Source organism: Sinomonas sp., from assembly GCF_051955515.1.
Classification (GTDB): domain Bacteria; phylum Actinomycetota; class Actinomycetes; order Actinomycetales; family Micrococcaceae; genus Sinomonas.
The window spans coordinates 1-15,280 of sequence record NZ_JBQCGQ010000002.1 but is presented as its reverse complement, the minus strand read 5'-3'; the positions used below and the strand labels follow the sequence as shown (position 1 = coordinate 15,280).

The 15,280-nt window shown below is 67.6% G+C and carries 17 protein-coding genes; 12 read left to right on the top strand and 5 right to left on the bottom strand.

Annotated features, from left to right (window positions below):
• The 3 genes from ACTHL9_RS00120 to ACTHL9_RS00110 all read left to right on the top strand — a co-directional run.
• Nucleotides 1–192, top strand: a 192-nt coding sequence (locus ACTHL9_RS00120) for an L-serine ammonia-lyase, iron-sulfur-dependent, subunit beta (RefSeq protein WP_440516594.1), incomplete at its 5' end; no start/stop codon positions are given.
• A gap of 42 nt (nt 193–234) precedes the next feature.
• A complete protein-coding gene (locus ACTHL9_RS00115) occupies nt 235–462 on the top strand; it encodes a hypothetical protein (protein ID WP_440516593.1) in 228 nt (75 codons plus the stop codon).
• 179 nt (nt 463–641) lie between these two features.
• On the top strand, nt 642–2,069 hold the full coding sequence (locus tag ACTHL9_RS00110) for a DUF222 domain-containing protein (protein ID WP_440516592.1): 1,428 nt from the start codon (nt 642–644) through the stop codon (nt 2,067–2,069).
• 8 nt (nt 2,070–2,077) lie between these two features.
• Here the strand turns inward: ACTHL9_RS00110 and ACTHL9_RS00105 are convergent, their stop codons facing one another.
• Together ACTHL9_RS00105 and ACTHL9_RS00100 are read right to left on the bottom strand one after the other, a co-directional pair.
• Complete coding sequence (locus ACTHL9_RS00105) at nt 2,078–2,938, bottom strand: bifunctional 5,10-methylenetetrahydrofolate dehydrogenase/5,10-methenyltetrahydrofolate cyclohydrolase (RefSeq protein ID WP_440516591.1); 861 nt, start codon at nt 2,936–2,938, stop codon at nt 2,078–2,080.
• Complete coding sequence (locus ACTHL9_RS00100; protein WP_440516590.1) at nt 2,935–3,558, bottom strand: cyclodeaminase/cyclohydrolase family protein; 624 nt, start codon at nt 3,556–3,558, stop codon at nt 2,935–2,937. Before ACTHL9_RS00100 ends, ACTHL9_RS00105 begins: the two co-directional genes overlap by 4 nt.
• A 193-nt stretch (nt 3,559–3,751) precedes the next feature.
• Here ACTHL9_RS00100 and ACTHL9_RS00095 point away from each other — a divergent pair, with 193 nt between their 5' ends.
• From ACTHL9_RS00095 to ACTHL9_RS00080, 4 genes are read left to right on the top strand one after another with little or no spacing between them, the layout of a single operon-like run.
• On the top strand, nt 3,752–4,936 hold the full coding sequence (locus ACTHL9_RS00095; RefSeq protein WP_440516589.1) for an NAD(P)/FAD-dependent oxidoreductase: 1,185 nt from the start codon (nt 3,752–3,754) through the stop codon (nt 4,934–4,936).
• 47 nt (nt 4,937–4,983) lie between these two features.
• Nucleotides 4,984–6,180, top strand: a complete 1,197-nt coding sequence (locus ACTHL9_RS00090; protein ID WP_440516588.1) for an aromatic ring-hydroxylating oxygenase subunit alpha — start codon at nt 4,984–4,986, stop codon at nt 6,178–6,180.
• Nucleotides 6,181–6,197: 17 nt separating this feature from the next.
• Entirely contained in the window at nt 6,198–6,548 is a 351-nt protein-coding gene (locus tag ACTHL9_RS00085) for a bifunctional 3-phenylpropionate/cinnamic acid dioxygenase ferredoxin subunit (protein WP_440516595.1), read from the top strand.
• Between the two features lie 33 nt (nt 6,549–6,581).
• On the top strand, nt 6,582–8,090 hold the full coding sequence (locus tag ACTHL9_RS00080; RefSeq protein ID WP_440516587.1) for an MFS transporter: 1,509 nt from the start codon (nt 6,582–6,584) through the stop codon (nt 8,088–8,090).
• Nucleotides 8,091–8,224: 134 nt separating this feature from the next.
• Here the strand turns inward: ACTHL9_RS00080 and ACTHL9_RS00075 are convergent, their stop codons facing one another.
• The 3 genes from ACTHL9_RS00075 to ACTHL9_RS00065 are packed head-to-tail and all read right to left on the bottom strand — an operon-like array spanning nt 8,225 to nt 9,014.
• A complete protein-coding gene (locus tag ACTHL9_RS00075; RefSeq protein WP_440516586.1) occupies nt 8,225–8,569 on the bottom strand; it encodes a CBU_0592 family membrane protein in 345 nt (114 codons plus the stop codon).
• A complete protein-coding gene (locus ACTHL9_RS00070; protein WP_440516585.1) occupies nt 8,560–8,745 on the bottom strand; it encodes a hypothetical protein in 186 nt (61 codons plus the stop codon). Before ACTHL9_RS00070 ends, ACTHL9_RS00075 begins: the two co-directional genes overlap by 10 nt.
• 11 nt (nt 8,746–8,756) lie before the next feature.
• A complete protein-coding gene (locus tag ACTHL9_RS00065) occupies nt 8,757–9,014 on the bottom strand; it encodes a hypothetical protein (RefSeq protein ID WP_440516584.1) in 258 nt (85 codons plus the stop codon).
• Here ACTHL9_RS00065 and ACTHL9_RS00060 point away from each other — a divergent pair.
• The 5 genes from ACTHL9_RS00060 (at nt 9,006) to ACTHL9_RS00040 (ending at nt 15,214) form a co-directional block, all read left to right on the top strand.
• Nucleotides 9,006–9,206 (top strand): hypothetical protein, encoded by a 201-nt coding sequence (locus tag ACTHL9_RS00060; RefSeq protein WP_440516583.1) that lies wholly within the window; start codon nt 9,006–9,008, stop codon nt 9,204–9,206. The two genes, ACTHL9_RS00065 and ACTHL9_RS00060, sit on opposite strands and share 9 nt — an antisense overlap.
• A gap of 221 nt (nt 9,207–9,427) precedes the next feature.
• Complete coding sequence (gene betA / locus ACTHL9_RS00055; RefSeq protein ID WP_440516582.1) at nt 9,428–11,107, top strand: choline dehydrogenase; 1,680 nt, start codon at nt 9,428–9,430, stop codon at nt 11,105–11,107.
• Complete coding sequence (locus ACTHL9_RS00050; RefSeq protein ID WP_440516581.1) at nt 11,104–12,189, top strand: quaternary amine ABC transporter ATP-binding protein; 1,086 nt, start codon at nt 11,104–11,106, stop codon at nt 12,187–12,189. The genes betA and ACTHL9_RS00050 overlap by 4 nt, the downstream gene beginning before the upstream one ends.
• Nucleotides 12,186–14,234, top strand: coding sequence for an ABC transporter permease (locus tag ACTHL9_RS00045; RefSeq protein ID WP_440516580.1), 2,049 nt, complete (start codon nt 12,186–12,188; stop codon nt 14,232–14,234). Before ACTHL9_RS00050 ends, ACTHL9_RS00045 begins: the two co-directional genes overlap by 4 nt.
• Before the next feature lie 14 nt (nt 14,235–14,248).
• Nucleotides 14,249–15,214 (top strand): ABC transporter substrate-binding protein, encoded by a 966-nt coding sequence (locus ACTHL9_RS00040; protein ID WP_440516579.1) that lies wholly within the window; start codon nt 14,249–14,251, stop codon nt 15,212–15,214.
• Nucleotides 15,215–15,280: the final 66 nt, after the last annotated feature.

The following is a 15,280-nucleotide window of genomic DNA, read 5'->3' as shown; positions in this document are numbered from 1 at the left end:
TGCATCGAGCGGAACGCGGTCGCGAGCAACAAGGCCATCAACGCCGCCCGCATCGCGCTGCGCGGGGACGGCAGCCACAAGGTCTCCCTCGACAAGGCCATCAAGACCATGCGCGAGACGGGGGCCGACATGAAGGTCAAGTACAAGGAGACCTCCCGCGGCGGACTCGCCGTGAACGTCATCGAGTGCTGATACCTGGGATACGTGGGACACGTGGAAATCGGGTGATTGTGCATGTTGTTGCAGGCAAGCGCCATCAAGAGCCCCACGGGCCGGGGGCGCCGTGAGGACTGGTCGCAGCTCGTGGGGCGCACCGTCGAGGTGTGGCTCGGGGCCAACCTCGTGACCACCGGCGTCGTGGACCAGGCGACGTCCGACGACATGGTCGTGTGGATCGCCGCGCAGGGCATCCAGCGCCGGAAGCTCTACGACAAGCTCACGGGCTACGAAGTCTGGGCCTGAGCCCAGGGCGTTGCGATAAGGACGTTGCGTCAAAGACAGGGGCGGCCGCCATCAGGAGGCCGCCCCTGTTTTTCGGTCGACTCAGACAGCACGCACTTGCGATTCCGTGCCCATATAACCGTAGGTATCTTCGTATCAACGATGGTTCTGTGCTAGTATGAGAACATACTTTCTATCTGATGTTGGGGGCATCGATGGCGGGGGCTGGGCATTCGGAGGGGCCTGAGGGCTCGGGCGCTGTGCTGCTCGAGCCAGCCCCGGGGTCGCTGCTCGTCGGTGAGCTGTGGCATCCAGACCCGTCCACACTCACAGGGCAGCAGGCCCGGCAGGTGCTCACTGACGTCGTGGCGATGCGTTCGTTCCTGGCCGCTGTGGAGGCACTGGCGGTGGAGCGCGTGCGTCTCGCGTGCGAGGAGGAGGCCCGCCGCGCCGACGAGGCTAGCGCCGGATCGCGGGCGCAACGGTTCGGCGGGGACGTGGGGCGGGCTCTCGCGGTATCCGAGGTCGCGGTCGCGGAGGGCATCGGGGAGCGCGCTGCGGCCAGGCTGCTCGACGCGGCCGAATCCCTGTGCGGAGTGCAGCTGGCGGTGCTGGACCGGCTCGAGGCTGGGATGCTCACCGAGGCGCATGCCCGGGTGATCACCGACGAGACCGCGACCCTGCCCGAGGCGGCGGCCGGGGAGTTCGGCATCGAGTGCCTGCGCCGGCTGGAGACGCGCACCGGGCGGCGACGTTCCCCGGCGGAGTTCCGGGCCGCGGTGCGGTCCCTGCGCGAGCGGCTGCACCCTGACTCGATCCGTGCCCGTCGAGCGCGGGCCGAGAAGGACCGGGGCGTGTGGGTGAAGCCCGAGCCGGATGGGATGTGCACCCTGTCGGCTTTCCTGCCGGCCGAGGTGGGGCTCGCGGCCTTCAATCGTGTCGACACCCTTGCGAGGTCCCGGCGGGACGCCGATCCCGAGGAGGCCAGGACCTTGCCGCAGCTGCGCGCTGACGCCCTCGCCGCGACCCTGCTCGGCAGCGCTCAGGACGGCTCAGAGGGAAGCGTCGGGGAGATTCCCGTGCCGGCCGCGGAGGTCGTGGTGCACATCCCGATAGGGACGCTGCTGGGGCCCGAGGAAGAGCCGGGTGTGCTCGAGGGCTACGGCCCGATCGACGCGGCCACGGCCCGGGCGCTGGCGGTCGCGGCGCCGACCTGGCAGCGGCTGCTGGACTCGGCGGACGGGGTGCCGCTGTCGCTCGGGCGGGCCGCGTACCGGCCGTCCAAGGGGCTGCGGCGCTTCATCGAGTACCGTGACGGGATCTGCCAGTTCCCCTCCTGCACCTGCCCTGCCCGCCGGGCGGAGGCCGACCACATCGTGGAATGGGAGCACGGGGGCACCACCAGCGCGGCAAACCTGCAGCTGCTGTGCCGCAAGCACCACGCGCTCAAGAGCCTCGGACTGTGGCAGGCCGAGCGGCTCGAGGCGAATCCGGACGGCGGTGCCGGCGACCTCCACTGGACCTCACCCCTCGGCGGGCACGCCGTCGCCGGTCCCCTGGGCCGCGAATTCGGTTCCCCGAGGAGGAGACAGTCGCCGCAGAACGATCCCGACCCGCCACCGTTCTAGCCGCTAACTCAGGCCAGTACGCCTGCCGCTACATGCTGTCTGCACGCCTCGACGGTATGCAGCAGCAGGAGGGCGGTCGTGACCGAGCCAACTCCTCCGGGGACGGGCGAGAGCGCCGAGGCGACCTCGGAGAGCGAAGCTTCATCGGCGTCCCCCGCGAGGCTCCCATCGGGCAGGACGTGAGTGCCAACGTCAACCACTACTGCTCCGGGTGCAACGTGCTCCGAGTTCAGCAGTCGAACTCTGCCGGCAGCCACCACCACGATGTCCGCTGGCTGCGTGAACCGTGCCAGCGGCACCGATCGGGAGTGGCACACGGTCACGGTTGCGTCGCGCTGCAGGAGCAGGTGTGCGAGGGGCTTCCCGACGACGGCCGAGCGCCCGACGACCGCGACGTAACGGCCGCTCACGGGGATTCCATGGTGGTCGAGGAGCTCGACGACGGACCGCGCAGTCGCCGGGGCAAAGGACGGCTCGCCCACGGCGAGCCGGCCGAGGCTGACGGGATTGGCGCCGTCGACATCCTTCTCCGGCGGGATCAGCCCCACGAGCTGGGCGGTCGATACGCCTGGCGGAAGCGGGGTCTGCAGGATGAGGCCATGCACGCCGGCGTCTTCGGCGAGAGACACGAGTTCTGCCTCGAGGTTCGCCTGCGACGCCCCCGCGCCGAGGTCCACGATGCGGCAGTTGATGCCCGCCTTCCCGGCCGCGCTGGCGATGGAGCGGACGTACCAGTGGGCGGCGTCGTCGTCGGTCGCGACGACGACGGCGAGCGTGGGGCGGCCCCCGTCGAGATTCCGTACGTCCGCCGCGACTTGGGCCTTGATCTTCTGGGCGAGTTCCTTGCCGCCGAGCAGTTGCGCGGTCACCGGAGGATCTGCTTCCTGACACGCTGGGAGAGCGATTCGGCCTCCTCGATGACCACGTCTGCGGTCTCGATGGCGGCGACGAGCGCCGAAAGGACGTCGCTGTCCTTGATCCCGGAGAGGTTGATCTCAAGGTTCACGCGCGCGGTGGCGGCGGCGGCTCGCGCAGCCTCCGCTGCAGCTGCGACGTCGCTGATCACGTTCGGATTGCTGAAGTCCACGAGTCGCCGGCCGAGCTGCACGAGAGCGTCCGCAACGGTGACGAGCTCGCGCGGCGGAACCGCGGCAGCGACCAGAGACGACTGGATGGCGCGGGTTCGCGCCGCCTTCTCGTCGTCGGTGCTGCGCGGCAGCCCATACGCCGCGATGACGGACCCGAAGGCCTCCTCATCCGCGTCGGCAAGGGCAAGGGCCGTCGGCCGGAGCTCCTCGGAGCGTTCGAGGATGTCGTGGACTTCCGCCTCGTGCTCGGCAAACTTCGGACCTGTGCTGAACCGGGCCACCATGCTGAGGAGAGCCGCGGCCTGAGCGGCGTGAAGTGCCCCAGCAGCTCCACCACCTGGCGTCGGCTCGCCGGATGCCAGCCGGCCGAGGTAGTCCTCGATGGTCTCGGAACTGATCATGGGGCCTCCGTAAGTCTCATATTCATCTGATACGACACTGATATATCAACGCACTCTAAAGCTGCTGTAAAGCCTCGGTCAATGCATCCTCTTCTCTTCCGCGCAATGTCTTGACACGCGCCTGTGACGTGGCCCACTGTTGTGCATAGCGAATCAAGTTGCAATTGCTGCAATTGGTCTAAGAGGAGCGTTCATGAAGACTCTTGCCATCGTGGGATCGTCCCTCGCGGGACTGTCCGCGGCCCGCGCGGCGCGGGCCGAAGGCTTCGATGGCCGGCTGCTGCTGATCGGGGACGAGGTGCATCGCCCATATGACCGCCCGCCGCTCAGCAAGGATTTCCTCGCCGGGAAGGTGGGCCAGGAGACACTGAGCCTCGAAGACCCTACCGAAGATCTGTCGATGGACTGGGTGCTCGGGGAGCGGGCGGTCGCGCTCGAAGCCGCGGAGCGCGCCGTCGTCCTTGCGAGCGGGCAGCGGGTGGAGGCCGACGGCGTTGTTGTCGCCACCGGGTCGACGGCTCGGACGCTTCCCCAGTTGGACGGCCTTGAGAACGTCCACACCCTTCGTACGCTGGACGACGCTCTCGCCCTCCGTGCGGAACTCCGACACGGGGCGAGGCTGCTCGTCATCGGGGCTGGCCTCATCGGTGCCGAGGTGGCGTCGACGGCGCAGTCCGCGGGAGCCGAGGTCACGGTGCTGGGCGGTCCGCGCGTGCCGCTCACCAGGAGCGTCGGTGCCCACATGGGCGCGGTGCTCGCAGGACTCCACGCGGCCCACGGCGTCACGTTCATCCAGGACGCTGCCCTCGAATCCGTGCGTGCGGAAGGCTCTCGACTGCTGTCTGTACGGCTGAGCGACGGCCGAGTCGTCGAGGCCGACGCCGTTCTGGTCGCCGTGGGCGGTGAAGCCGCCACAGCATGGCTCGCGGGATCCGGGGTGGCGACGGCGGACGGCGTGATCTGCGACGACCACGGCCGGACGAGCGTCCCCGGCGTGGTCGCTGTGGGCGACTGCGCGGCATGGGAGGACCGGCACCTCGGCCGGCACCACCGCCACGGACACTGGAACGCCGCGCTAACGCAGCCCGCGCGTGCGATCAAGGCGCTCCTTGGAACCCCCGACCCTCAGCCGGTGGGTACCCTCCCCTACTTCTGGTCGGACCAGTACGGCATCCGGATCCAGTTCAGCGGCCATGCCGAACTCGCCGACCGCGTGGAAATCGAGGAGGGCGACCTCTCGACCAACAGCTTCCTCGCAGCGTACTACCGGGGCGAGAAGCCGATCGGCCTGCTCAGCAGCGGCCAGCCGCGGCTCTTCGGCAAGCGCCGCCGCCAGCTCGAGCGCGAGCTCGCCGCCCAGACTTTCACTTTTTCCTGACCTATCACTTTCGCTGTCCAGCCTGATTTCTTCCAGAAGGAGACGAGATGACCACTGCACCGGAGAAGCTTGCCGCACAGGGCACGCACGAGAAGATCTCGGAGAGCCTGATCTCCACGCTTCCTGGCTACACCTATGTGGACGAGGGCGTCTTCGAGGCCGAGCAGGAGCGCATCTTGGAGAAGATGTGGTTCTGCGCCGTGCGCTCGGCCGACCTTGAGAAGCCGGGCTCGTTCAAGACGGTCCAGATCGGCCGCGAGAGCGTCATCGTCAGCCGCAACCGCAAGGGCGAGATCCGCGCGTTCTTCAACATCTGCCGCCACCGTGGCGTCAAGCTGTGCATGGAGGAGTCGGGTCAGGCCGAGCGCTCGTTCCAGTGCCCGTACCACGCGTGGACCTACGACCTAGACGGCAAGCTCATCGCCGCGCCGAACCTGACCAAGATGCCGGACATCGACCGGCACGAGTACGGCCTCGTGAAGGTCCACATCCGCGAGTACCTCGGCTACGTGTGGCTCTGCCTCGCGGAGGAGCCGCCCTCGTTCGAAGAGGATGTGATGGGCGCCATCGAGGAGCGCCTCGGTGACGTGCACAAGATCGACGGCTACGACGTGGCGAACCTGAGCCTGGGCCGCCGGATCACCTACGACGTCAAGGCCAACTGGAAGCTCATCATCGAGAACTTCATGGAGTGCTACCACTGCGCCACGATCCACCCGGAGCTCACGGAGGTCCTCCCCGAGTTCGCCGACGGCCTCGCGGCACAGTACTTCGTGGGCCACGGCGCCGAGTTCGGCGAGAACATCAAGGGCTTCACGGTCGACGGTTCCGAGGGCCTCGACGTGATCCCCGGCGTCGCCGAGGATCAGGACCGCCGTTACTACGCGATCACCATCAAGCCGACCGTGTTCGTGAACCTCGTCCCCGACCACGTGATCATCCACCGCATGTTCCCGATGGCGGCGGACCGCACCATCGTCGAGTGCGACTGGCTCTACCTGCCGTCGGTCGTTGAGAGCGGCAAGGACGTTTCGGCCTCCGTCGAGCTCTTCCACCGTGTGAACCAGCAGGACTTCGACGCGTGCGAGCGCTGCCAGCCGGCGATGTCTTCGCGGATCTACGCCAAGGGCGGCGTGCTCGTGCCGAGCGAGCACCACATCGGGGCGTTCCACGACTGGGTCATGGACCAGGTCGGGGACGTGGTGCCGGAGAGCACTCACGGGACGCGGAAGGAAGTCCGATGAGCAGCGAGACGGATCAGATGATGCGCGTCTGCCCCCTGTCGCAGCTCGCGCGGGGGGACGCGATGCGCCTTGAGACGCGGCCGCCGATCGCGCTCTTCCACACCGAGGAAGGCGAGCTGTTCGCCATCGACGACACCTGCACCCATCAGGACGCCTCCCTTGCGGACGGCTATGTGGAGGGCTGCGAGGTGGAGTGCCCGCTCCACGCGTCCAAGTTCGACCTGCGCACCGGGGCGGTCGACGCCCCGCCGGCCAAGCTGCCGGTCCGCGTGCACGCTGTCGAGGTCCGCGACGGCGACATCTACCTCAAGGAGTCCGAAGAGGAGCCCAATCTGCCGCCGGGCATCACCGTCGACGGCCACGTCTGAGCCGTCGACCATGTTCAGCGAAAGGAGCTCTTCATGACAGCAAAAGGTGATGTCACCATCGGTGAGGTGGAGAGTGTTCAGCCCAGCCGACGCCGGCGTCTTGCGGTCTCCGACATCAACGTCGTAGACCATCCCACGCTCAAGAAGGCCATCGGGGGCATGATCGTTGGCAACACCATGGAGTGGTACGACGTCGGCGTCTTCGGCTACCTCATCACCACGATGGGGCCGGTGTTCCTCCCGGAGGCGGACAAGACGGTCCAGACGCTCTTCCTGCTCGGAACGTTCGCGGCGACCTTCATCGCTCGCCCGTTGGGCGGCGTGGTGTTCGGGTGGCTGGGGGACAAGGTGGGCCGCCAGAAGGTGCTCGCGGCCACCCTGATCCTCATGTCGGCCAGCACGTTGGCCGTTGGCCTCCTGCCAGGCTATGCGCAGATCGGCGTGTGGGCCGCCGTGCTTCTGGTGGTTCTGAAGCTGGTTCAGGGCTTTTCCACGGGCGGCGAGTACGCGGGAGCTACGACGTTCGTCTGCGAGTACGCCCCGGATAAGCGTCGAGGCTACTTCGCGAGCTTCCTGGACATGGGCTCGTATCTGGGTTTTGCCCTCGGGGCCGCGCTCGTTTCCGTGCTGCAGCTGGTCCTCGGGCAGAGCGCGATGGAGCAGTGGGGCTGGAGGCTGCCGTTCCTCCTCGCCGGCCCTCTCGGCCTCGTGGCCATCTACTTCCGGAATCGGATTGAGGAATCGCCCCAGTTCCAGGCAACGTTGGACGCGCAGGAGGCCGCCGCCTCGCACGCGGTAGCCGCAGACAGCGCGTTCGCCAAGGGACCGCTCGGCGTGGTGCGGGCCTACTGGCGGCAAATCCTGCTGGCCATGATCCTCGCAGCTGCAGCGAATACCGTGGGCTACGCACTGACCTCGTACATGCCGACGTACTTGACGGAGTCGAAGGGCTACGATCCGGTGCACGGCACGCTGCTGACGATCCCCGTGCTGGTGGTGATGTCCCTCTGCATTCCGCTCACCGGCAGGCTGTCGGATCGGATCGGCCGTCGCCCCGTGCTGTGGATCGGTGCCGGAAGCACCGTGGTGCTCGCGGTTCCCGCGTTCCTGCTCATCTCGGTCGGCGCCATCTGGTCCACCCTCATGGGTCTGGCCCTGATCGCCTTCCCCGTCACGTTCTACGTGGCCAATCTGGCCTCGGCTCTTCCGGCACAGTTCCCCACGTCAAGCCGCTACAGCGGCATGGGGATCGCCTACAACTTCGCCGTGGCGATCTTCGGCGGGACAACGCCGTTCATTGTCCAGGGCTTGATTCAGATCACCCGCAACGACATGGCCCCGGCGTACTACCTCATGGCGACGTCGGCGATCGGAGCCATTGCCGTCTACTTCCTGCGCGAAGCTGCGCAGCGCCCGTTGCCCGGCTCGATGCCGAGCGTGGACACACGGGCCGAGGCGGACGAGTTGGTGGCCACGCAGGACCGGAACCCCCTCATCAACCTTGATGACATGCCGTTCGACCTCATGCGGTCCAGGCACTGAATTTGGGCGGCACTGAGTTTGGCGCCGGGAGGCTGCGCGGCCTCCCGGCTCCTGCTCGCATTCTGTGAACGGTGCTTCGGCGACTGATGCCTGGGGAGGTGGGAGTCGAAGCATCGCTCACGGGAGACGAGCGCTCAGTCCGTCTCGCTGACACCAGCGAGTTCCGCCAGGGTCTCTGGGGGCCCTGGTGGAGTTACCAGCATTTCGCCCTGAACCAGCATTTCGCGCTGAAGGGGTTCAGGATTATTCCGCGGCATGCGAACGAGGGCGATCACGGAGATCAAGCCCCACGCAATATTCGTCACGACCGAGGGCCACGCACCGTGGAATGCTCCATTGATGATGAAGGCGCACGAGCCGATCAGATTCGCGACCTGAAATCGCCGCGTCGGGCGCAACCAGCCCATGGAGACCGAGAGGTAGGCGACGAGGACCGCGACGGCCCCGAACCACCCTACGATTTCGAACACTACGTCCACGGTTTCCCCCTCATGACGATTTCCCCGTGATATCGATGCTGGTTCCCAGAATTCATCGCAATGACAACGTTGTTCTGATCCACGACGCGTGAGCCTGCGGGCAGGGATTCCAGGAGCGGCGAGAATTGCGCTTGGAGCTGGCCGATCAGGACGTGGGCTGCGGCGGCCCCGATCATTCTGCCATCCATCATGGCCGTCCAGCTGATGGTGATGATGTAGGGGTCGGCCCATTTGCGTCGCGCTGAGGGGCCTCGGCACACCTCGGGGAGCTTGCGCGCACAGCCTCGCCAACCCGCGGGCTGCGGCGGCTGCGGTCCTCGATCTGCTTCGCGAGGGCCTTGACCGCCTCGACGACGGCGTCGTCGTCGACCTTTCGCCGTGAGGCTGGAAGGCGAGGCTCCATCGCGATCCGGGCATCGAAGAGCCGATTCATGTCGTGGCGCACGTGCTCTTCTGCTGCGGCGCGGGCAGCCGCCGGCTCGCCCCGGCGGATGGCAACGTCTATGGCGGCATGCTGACGGGCGACGTGCTCGAACTGCCTCTTCGCAGGCTCGAGATCGCGGTGATCCTCGTCGAGGTCGAGCAGAAGTCGAGTAGAAAGCAGTCGCTCACGCCACTGGTATGCGAGTTGAAGTGACTCTGATATATCAATCAGGCTAACCGTCTTCGCGGCCTTGCGTCAACGGCGGCTTTGCTCGCATTCTCCGCACCTGTTTCGGGCGGGTGACATTTTTCCCCCAGCGCGCCAAAGTGCTTGACACCGCCTGTGACCTGACTCACTGTTGTGTATGCCGAACTCAGTTGCATGTGACGCAATTCACTGGTCAACACCCCCAGAAGGGCCAAGGAGCAAGCAGCATGACAGCCAAACACTATGACTACATCATCGTCGGCGGTGGCAGCGCCGGCGCCGTACTGGCCGACCGCCTCAGCGTCGAGGGGGATCGGTCAGTTCTCGTTCTCGAGGCCGGTCGGAGCGACTACCCGTGGGACCTGTTCATCCAGATGCCCGCAGCGCTGACCTTCCCCAGCGGAAACCGCTTCTATGACTGGCGGTACGAGTCTGATCCCGAGCCCTTCATGGGCGGCCGGCGCGTGGCCCACGCCCGCGGCAAGGTCCTCGGCGGCTCGAGCTCGATCAACGGCATGATCTTCCAGCGCGGCAATCCCCTCGACTACGAACGCTGGGGAGCGGACGCAGGCATGGAGTCCTGGGACTTCGCCCACTGCCTCCCGTACTTCAAGCGCATGGAGAACTGCCTCGCGGCGGCGCCGGGCGACCCGTACCGGGGCCACGACGGCCCGCTGATCCTCGAGCGCGGCCCGGCAACGAATCCGCTCTTCCAGGCCTTCTTCAACGCCGCCGTCGAGGCCGGCTACCCCCGGACCGACGACGTCAACGGCTACCGGCAGGAGGGCTTCGGCCCGTTCGACCGGAACGTGCACAAGGGCGAACGCTACTCGGCGTCGCGCGGCTACCTGCGCCCCGCCCGCAAGCGGCCCAACGTCACCGTCCAGACCCTCGCGTACGTCACGGGGATTGAGTTCCAGGGCAACGGCGCCACCGGCGTGACCTACCGCCACGCTGGCCAGACCCACACGGTGGGGGGCGCAGAGATCATCCTCTGTGGAGGGGCGTTCAACACGCCGCAGCTGCTCCAGCTTGCGGGCATCGGCGACCCGAAGCACCTCCGCTCCGTGGGCGTCACCCCGCGCGTCGAGCTGCCGGGCGTGGGGGAGAACCTCCAGGACCACCTCGAGGTGTACATCCAGCACGCGTGCCTCCAGCCAGTCTCGCAGCAGCCGTCGCTCGAGCTGTGGCGCATGCCGTTCATCGGCCTCGAGTGGCTCCTCGGACGGAAGGGCCCGGCGGCCACGAACCATTTCGAGGGCGGGGGCTTCGTGCGCTCGAATGACGACGTCGAGTATCCGAACCTCATGTACCACTTCCTCCCGGTCGCCGTCCGCTACGACGGCAAGAAGGCCGACGTCGATCACGGCTTCCAGGTTCACGTGGGCCCCATGTATTCCGACGCCCGGGGCCATCTCAAGATCCGATCGGCGGACCCCACGGCCCGGCCGTCGATCCTGTTCAACTACCTCTCCACCGAGCAGGACCGCCGCGAATGGATCGAGGCGATCCGCGTCTCCCGCGAGATCCTCCGCCAGCCGGCGATGGCTCCCTTCAACGGCGGCGAGATCTCACCGGGTGCCTCGGTGCAGACGGATCAGGAGATCCTGGACTGGGTCGCCCGGGACGCCGAGACTGCTCTCCATCCTTCGTGCACGGCCAAGATGGGGCCCGCCTCGGACCCCTTGGCCGTCGTCGACCCCCTCACCATGCAGGTGCACGGCACCGAGGGCCTGCGCGTCGCGGACGCTTCCGCGATGCCGTACGTGACGAACGGCAATATCTTCGCCCCCGTCATGATGCTCGCGGAAAAGGCCGCGGACCTCATCCTCGGCCGGCAGCTCCCCGCGGAGCCCGAGCCGTTCTACCGCCATTCCACGGTCAGCGAGCTCGAGGAGGCATCATGACCGCACCGACACTGGACCCCGAAACTAGCCGCCGCGCGGTGCGCCGCGCGGATTCCATCGAACCGGCCCTCAAGGTCGAAGGGCTGTGGAAGATCTTCGGCGCGAAGTCTGACCGGATCATCGGCACTCCCGACGAGCATCTCTCCAGGAAGGAGCTCCAGAGCAAGACCGGCTGCCTCGCTGCCGTCAAGGACGTCTCGTTCGAGGTGGCCCAGGGCGAGGTGTTCGTGGTGATGGGCCTTTCGGGCTCGGGCAAGTCCACGCTCGTGCGGCTTCTGACCCGCCTGATCGAGCCCACCGCGGGCACGGTGCGCATCGACGGGGAGGACGTGACGCAGGCGGGCAAGGCCCAGCTGCGTGCCCTGCGCAGGAACCACATGGCCATGGTCTTCCAGCAGTTCGGCCTCCTGCCGCACCGGAAGGTGATCGACAACGTCGCCTACGGCCTGGAAGTCCGCGGCGAGCCGAAGGCCAAGCGGCTTGCGCGTGCTCAGGAGATGGTGGACCTGGTGGGCCTGTCCGGGTACGAGGCTTCCTTCCCCGATCAGCTCTCGGGGGGGATGCAGCAGCGCGTGGGGCTGGCCCGGGCGCTGGCAGTGGATCCGCAGGTGCTGCTGTTCGACGAGCCGTTCTCCGCGCTGGATCCTCTGATCCGCCGCGACATGCAGAACGAGGTGTGCCGCCTCCACGAGGAGGTCGGCAAGACCATGGTCTTCATCACCCATGACCTGCAGGAGGCCCTGCGGCTGGGGGACCGGATCCTGATCATGCGCGACGGCGAGATCGTCCAGATCGGCACCCCCGCGGAGGTCGTGGCGAACCCCGCCGACGACTACGTGCGGGACTTCGTCTCCGACGTGCCCCGCTCCCACGTGCTCACCCTGCGCTACGTGGTCCGGCCCGCCCGCGACGGCGAGTCCTTGGACGGCCCGGTCGTGCAGGCGGACAAGGTGGTGCGCGAGGCCGCACGGCAGGTCCTGCACTCGGCGCTGCCGGTGCGGGTGTACGACGGCGACTCCTTCCTGGGCGTGGTCGACGACGAGGACATCCTGCGCGTCGTGGTTGCCGAGGAGACCTCATGAGTGCGACGGCGGAGGTGCGGGAGCGTCCGACGGGCTCACCCGCGCGGCCCCCGGCCGGCGCACGCGCCAGCAGACCGCGAGTCTCGCTCCGCCGCCGCTGGCGGCCGCTGACCCTCGCGACTGTCGTCGTCCTCTGGCTCGCGCTCTGGGCCCTCCTCAAGGGGACGCAGACGCTCGAGCTGGGCGGCGCGGAGAAGACGGACGTGCACCTGTGGCTCAACAGCGTCCGCGACAGCTTCGACGCGGCGCGCTCGACCTCCGGCTTCTTCGAGTACGTCATCCAGCCGCTCACGGACGGGCTCAACGGGCTCGTGGCGTTCCTGCAGCACCTGGTCAGCCAGCCCTCGGCCCTGCGCCCGGTCCCGGAGGTGGGCTGGCTCGGGGTGATCGCGCTGCTTGCGTGGCTGGCGTTCGTGCTCGCCGGCGTACGCTCGATGCTGTTGGTCGCGGCGTGCGTGCTGCTGTTCGGCTTCTTCGGCTACTGGCAGCAGAGCATCGACACGCTCGTCGTCACGTTCGTGGCCGTGTGCCTGTGCGCGATCCTCGGCCCCCCGCTGGGGATCTGGATGGCCCGCAGCCGCCGGGTCTCCGCCGTCGTCTCGCCGGTGCTGGACCTCATGCAGACGCTGCCCTCGTTCGCGTACTTGGCGCCGCTGGCGCTCGTGTTCGGCATCGGTCCGGCCGCGGCCATCGTGACCACGATCATCTACTCGCTCCCGCCGCTCGTGCGCATCACCGAGCACGGCATCCGCAACGTCTCGCCCACCACCCTCGAGGCCGTGACGTCGATGGGCGGGACCGCGTGGCAGACGCTGACGAAGGTCCAGCTGCCCATGGCCCGGCGCACAATCGTCGTAGGGATCAACCAGTGCACCATGGCGGCCCTGTCGATGGCTACCATCGCCGCCCTGATCAACGGCCCCGGCCTGGGGCAGCCCGTGCTGCAGGCCCTGCAGTCGCTGGACGTGGGCTCGGCGTTCGTCTCGGGCCTCGCGATCGTGCTCATGGCGATCATGCTCGACCGGACGACAACGGCCGCCTCCGAGCGCTCGAGCGTCGCCGCCCGCGTCCAGCGCGGATCCCGCGCGGGCGGGCTGCGCGGTCCCAAGGCCCGGCGGCTCGTGATCGCCGCGGGGGCGGTGATCACCGCCGTCGCCATCTACCTCTCGCACAACTACCTCGCCCTGGCGAAGTTCCCTGATTCCCCCGATCTGGGCGGGCCCCTGGCGAAGGCCGTCTCCGCCGCCACCGACTGGACGGTGGGCACGTTCTCCGGCTTCACCGGATGGCTCAAGGACACCGCTACCGCGCTGCTGGTGAACCCGCTCGAGTCCCTGCTCGCCCAGTCCCCCTGGTGGGTCATGGCCCTCGTGCTCCTCGGGGTCGCGGTGGCACTGGCAGGGTGGCGGGCTGCGGCCGCGACCGCCGCGTGCGAGGCAGTGATCCTCGGTACCGGCCTGTGGAACGAGTCCATGAAGACCCTCGCCACCACCCTCGTGGCGACTCTCCTCGTGGTGGCCGCGGCCGTCGTCGTCGGCGTCTGGATGGGGCGCAGCCGCCTCGCGGACCGCATCATCCGCCCGGTGCTGGACGCCTTCCAGACCATCCCGTCGTTCGTGTACCTCGTGCCGGCGCTGGCCCTGTTCGGGCCCACCCGGTTCACCGCGATCATCGCGGCTGTGGCGTACGGGGTTCCGATCGCCACGAAACTCGTCGCCGACGGCATCCGCGGCGTCTCCCCGACCACTGTCGAGGCCGCCGAGTCCATGGGCACCACCTCCTGGCAGATGGTCTCCAAGGTCCAGGTCCCCATGTCCCGCGCCGCCGTCGTGCTGGCCGCGAACCAAGGCTTGCTGTACGTGCTGTCCATGGTCGTGGTCGGCGGGCTCGTCGGCGGCGGAGGCCTCGGCTACCTCGTGGTCTCCGGCTTCTCCCAGGGCCAGCTCTTCGGCAAGGGACTGGCCGCCGGCATCGCCATCACCGCCCTTGGCATCATGCTCGACCGCATCACCCAGCACGCCGCCGCCCGCCTGGGCAAGGCATGAGAAAAGGAACTCCGATGAAGAAACACGGCAAGAAGGCGGCGCTCGCCGCGGTCGCGCTCACGGGCCTCCTGGGCCTCACGGCCTGCGGCGGCGGGGACATCTCCTCCACGTCCAACGCCGCCGGCGGCGCCTCCAAGTGCGGGGCGTTCAACGTCGCGGTCAACCCGTGGGTCGGCTACGAGGCCGACGCCTACGTGGTCGGCACGGTGGCGAAGGAGAAGCTCGGCTGCACGGTGAACTACAAGACCCTCAAGGAAGAGGTCGCTTGGCAGGGCTTCGGGAGCGGCGAGGTGGACACCGTCCTCGAGAACTGGGGCCACCCCGACCTCACTGACAAGTACATCAAGCAGCAGAAGACCGCCCAGGACGCCGGGCCCACCGGGAACACCGGGGTGATCGGCTGGTACGTGCCGCCGTGGATGGCCAAGCAGTACCCGGACATCACCGACTCGAAGAACCTGAACAAGTACGCGGACATGTTCAAGACCTCCGAGTCCGGCGGCCAGGGACAGCTGCTCGACGGCGACCCCTCGTACGTCACCAACGACGAGGCCCTGGTGAAGAACCTCGGGCTGAACTTCAAGGTCGTCTACGCCGGCTCCGAACCCGCACTCATCCAGGCGTTCCGGCAGGCCGAGCAGAATCACACCCCGCTCATCGGCTACTTCTACGAGCCCCAGTGGTTCCTCAACGAGGTGCCGCTGGTCAAGGTGAACCTCCCCGCCTACACCGACGGCTGCGATGCCGATCCCGCCAAGGTCGCCTGCGACTACCCCAAGTACGACCTGAACAAGATTGTCTCGACCAAGTTCGCCAACTCCGGCAGCCCGGCCTACAACCTGGTCAAGAACTTCAAGTGGACCAACCAGGACCAGAACGCCGTGGCCGGATACATCGCGAAGGACGGCATGAGCCCTGACGCGGCCGCGCAGAAGTGGATCGACGCCAACCCGGACAAGGTGGCGGCATGGCTGAAGTAGCGACGCTCGCACCTGAAGTCAGGAGCCAGACGATCAAGGGCCTCTATGTCGGAGGTTCTTGGGAGC

What these genes read in the sequence shown, in the direction of transcription:
- ACTHL9_RS00115 (WP_440516593.1), top strand. Translation starts at nt 235, where the DNA reads ATGTTGTTGCAGGCAAGCGCCATCAAGAGCCCCACGGGCCGGGGGCGC.
- ACTHL9_RS00110 (WP_440516592.1), top strand. Translation starts at nt 642, where the DNA reads ATGTTGGGGGCATCGATGGCGGGGGCTGGGCATTCGGAGGGGCCTGAG.
- ACTHL9_RS00100 (WP_440516590.1), bottom strand. Translation starts at nt 3,558, where the DNA reads ATGATCAGTTCCGAGACCATCGAGGACTACCTCGGCCGGCTGGCATCC.
- ACTHL9_RS00095 (WP_440516589.1), top strand. Translation starts at nt 3,752, where the DNA reads ATGAAGACTCTTGCCATCGTGGGATCGTCCCTCGCGGGACTGTCCGCG.
- ACTHL9_RS00090 (WP_440516588.1), top strand. Translation starts at nt 4,984, where the DNA reads ATGACCACTGCACCGGAGAAGCTTGCCGCACAGGGCACGCACGAGAAG.
- ACTHL9_RS00085 (WP_440516595.1), top strand. Translation starts at nt 6,198, where the DNA reads ATGATGCGCGTCTGCCCCCTGTCGCAGCTCGCGCGGGGGGACGCGATG.
- ACTHL9_RS00080 (WP_440516587.1), top strand. Translation starts at nt 6,582, where the DNA reads ATGACAGCAAAAGGTGATGTCACCATCGGTGAGGTGGAGAGTGTTCAG.
- ACTHL9_RS00070 (WP_440516585.1), bottom strand. Translation starts at nt 8,745, where the DNA reads ATGATCGGGGCCGCCGCAGCCCACGTCCTGATCGGCCAGCTCCAAGCG.
- betA (WP_440516582.1), top strand. Translation starts at nt 9,428, where the DNA reads ATGACAGCCAAACACTATGACTACATCATCGTCGGCGGTGGCAGCGCC.
- ACTHL9_RS00050 (WP_440516581.1), top strand. Translation starts at nt 11,104, where the DNA reads ATGACCGCACCGACACTGGACCCCGAAACTAGCCGCCGCGCGGTGCGC.
- ACTHL9_RS00045 (WP_440516580.1), top strand. Translation starts at nt 12,186, where the DNA reads ATGAGTGCGACGGCGGAGGTGCGGGAGCGTCCGACGGGCTCACCCGCG.
- ACTHL9_RS00040 (WP_440516579.1), top strand. Translation starts at nt 14,249, where the DNA reads ATGAAGAAACACGGCAAGAAGGCGGCGCTCGCCGCGGTCGCGCTCACG.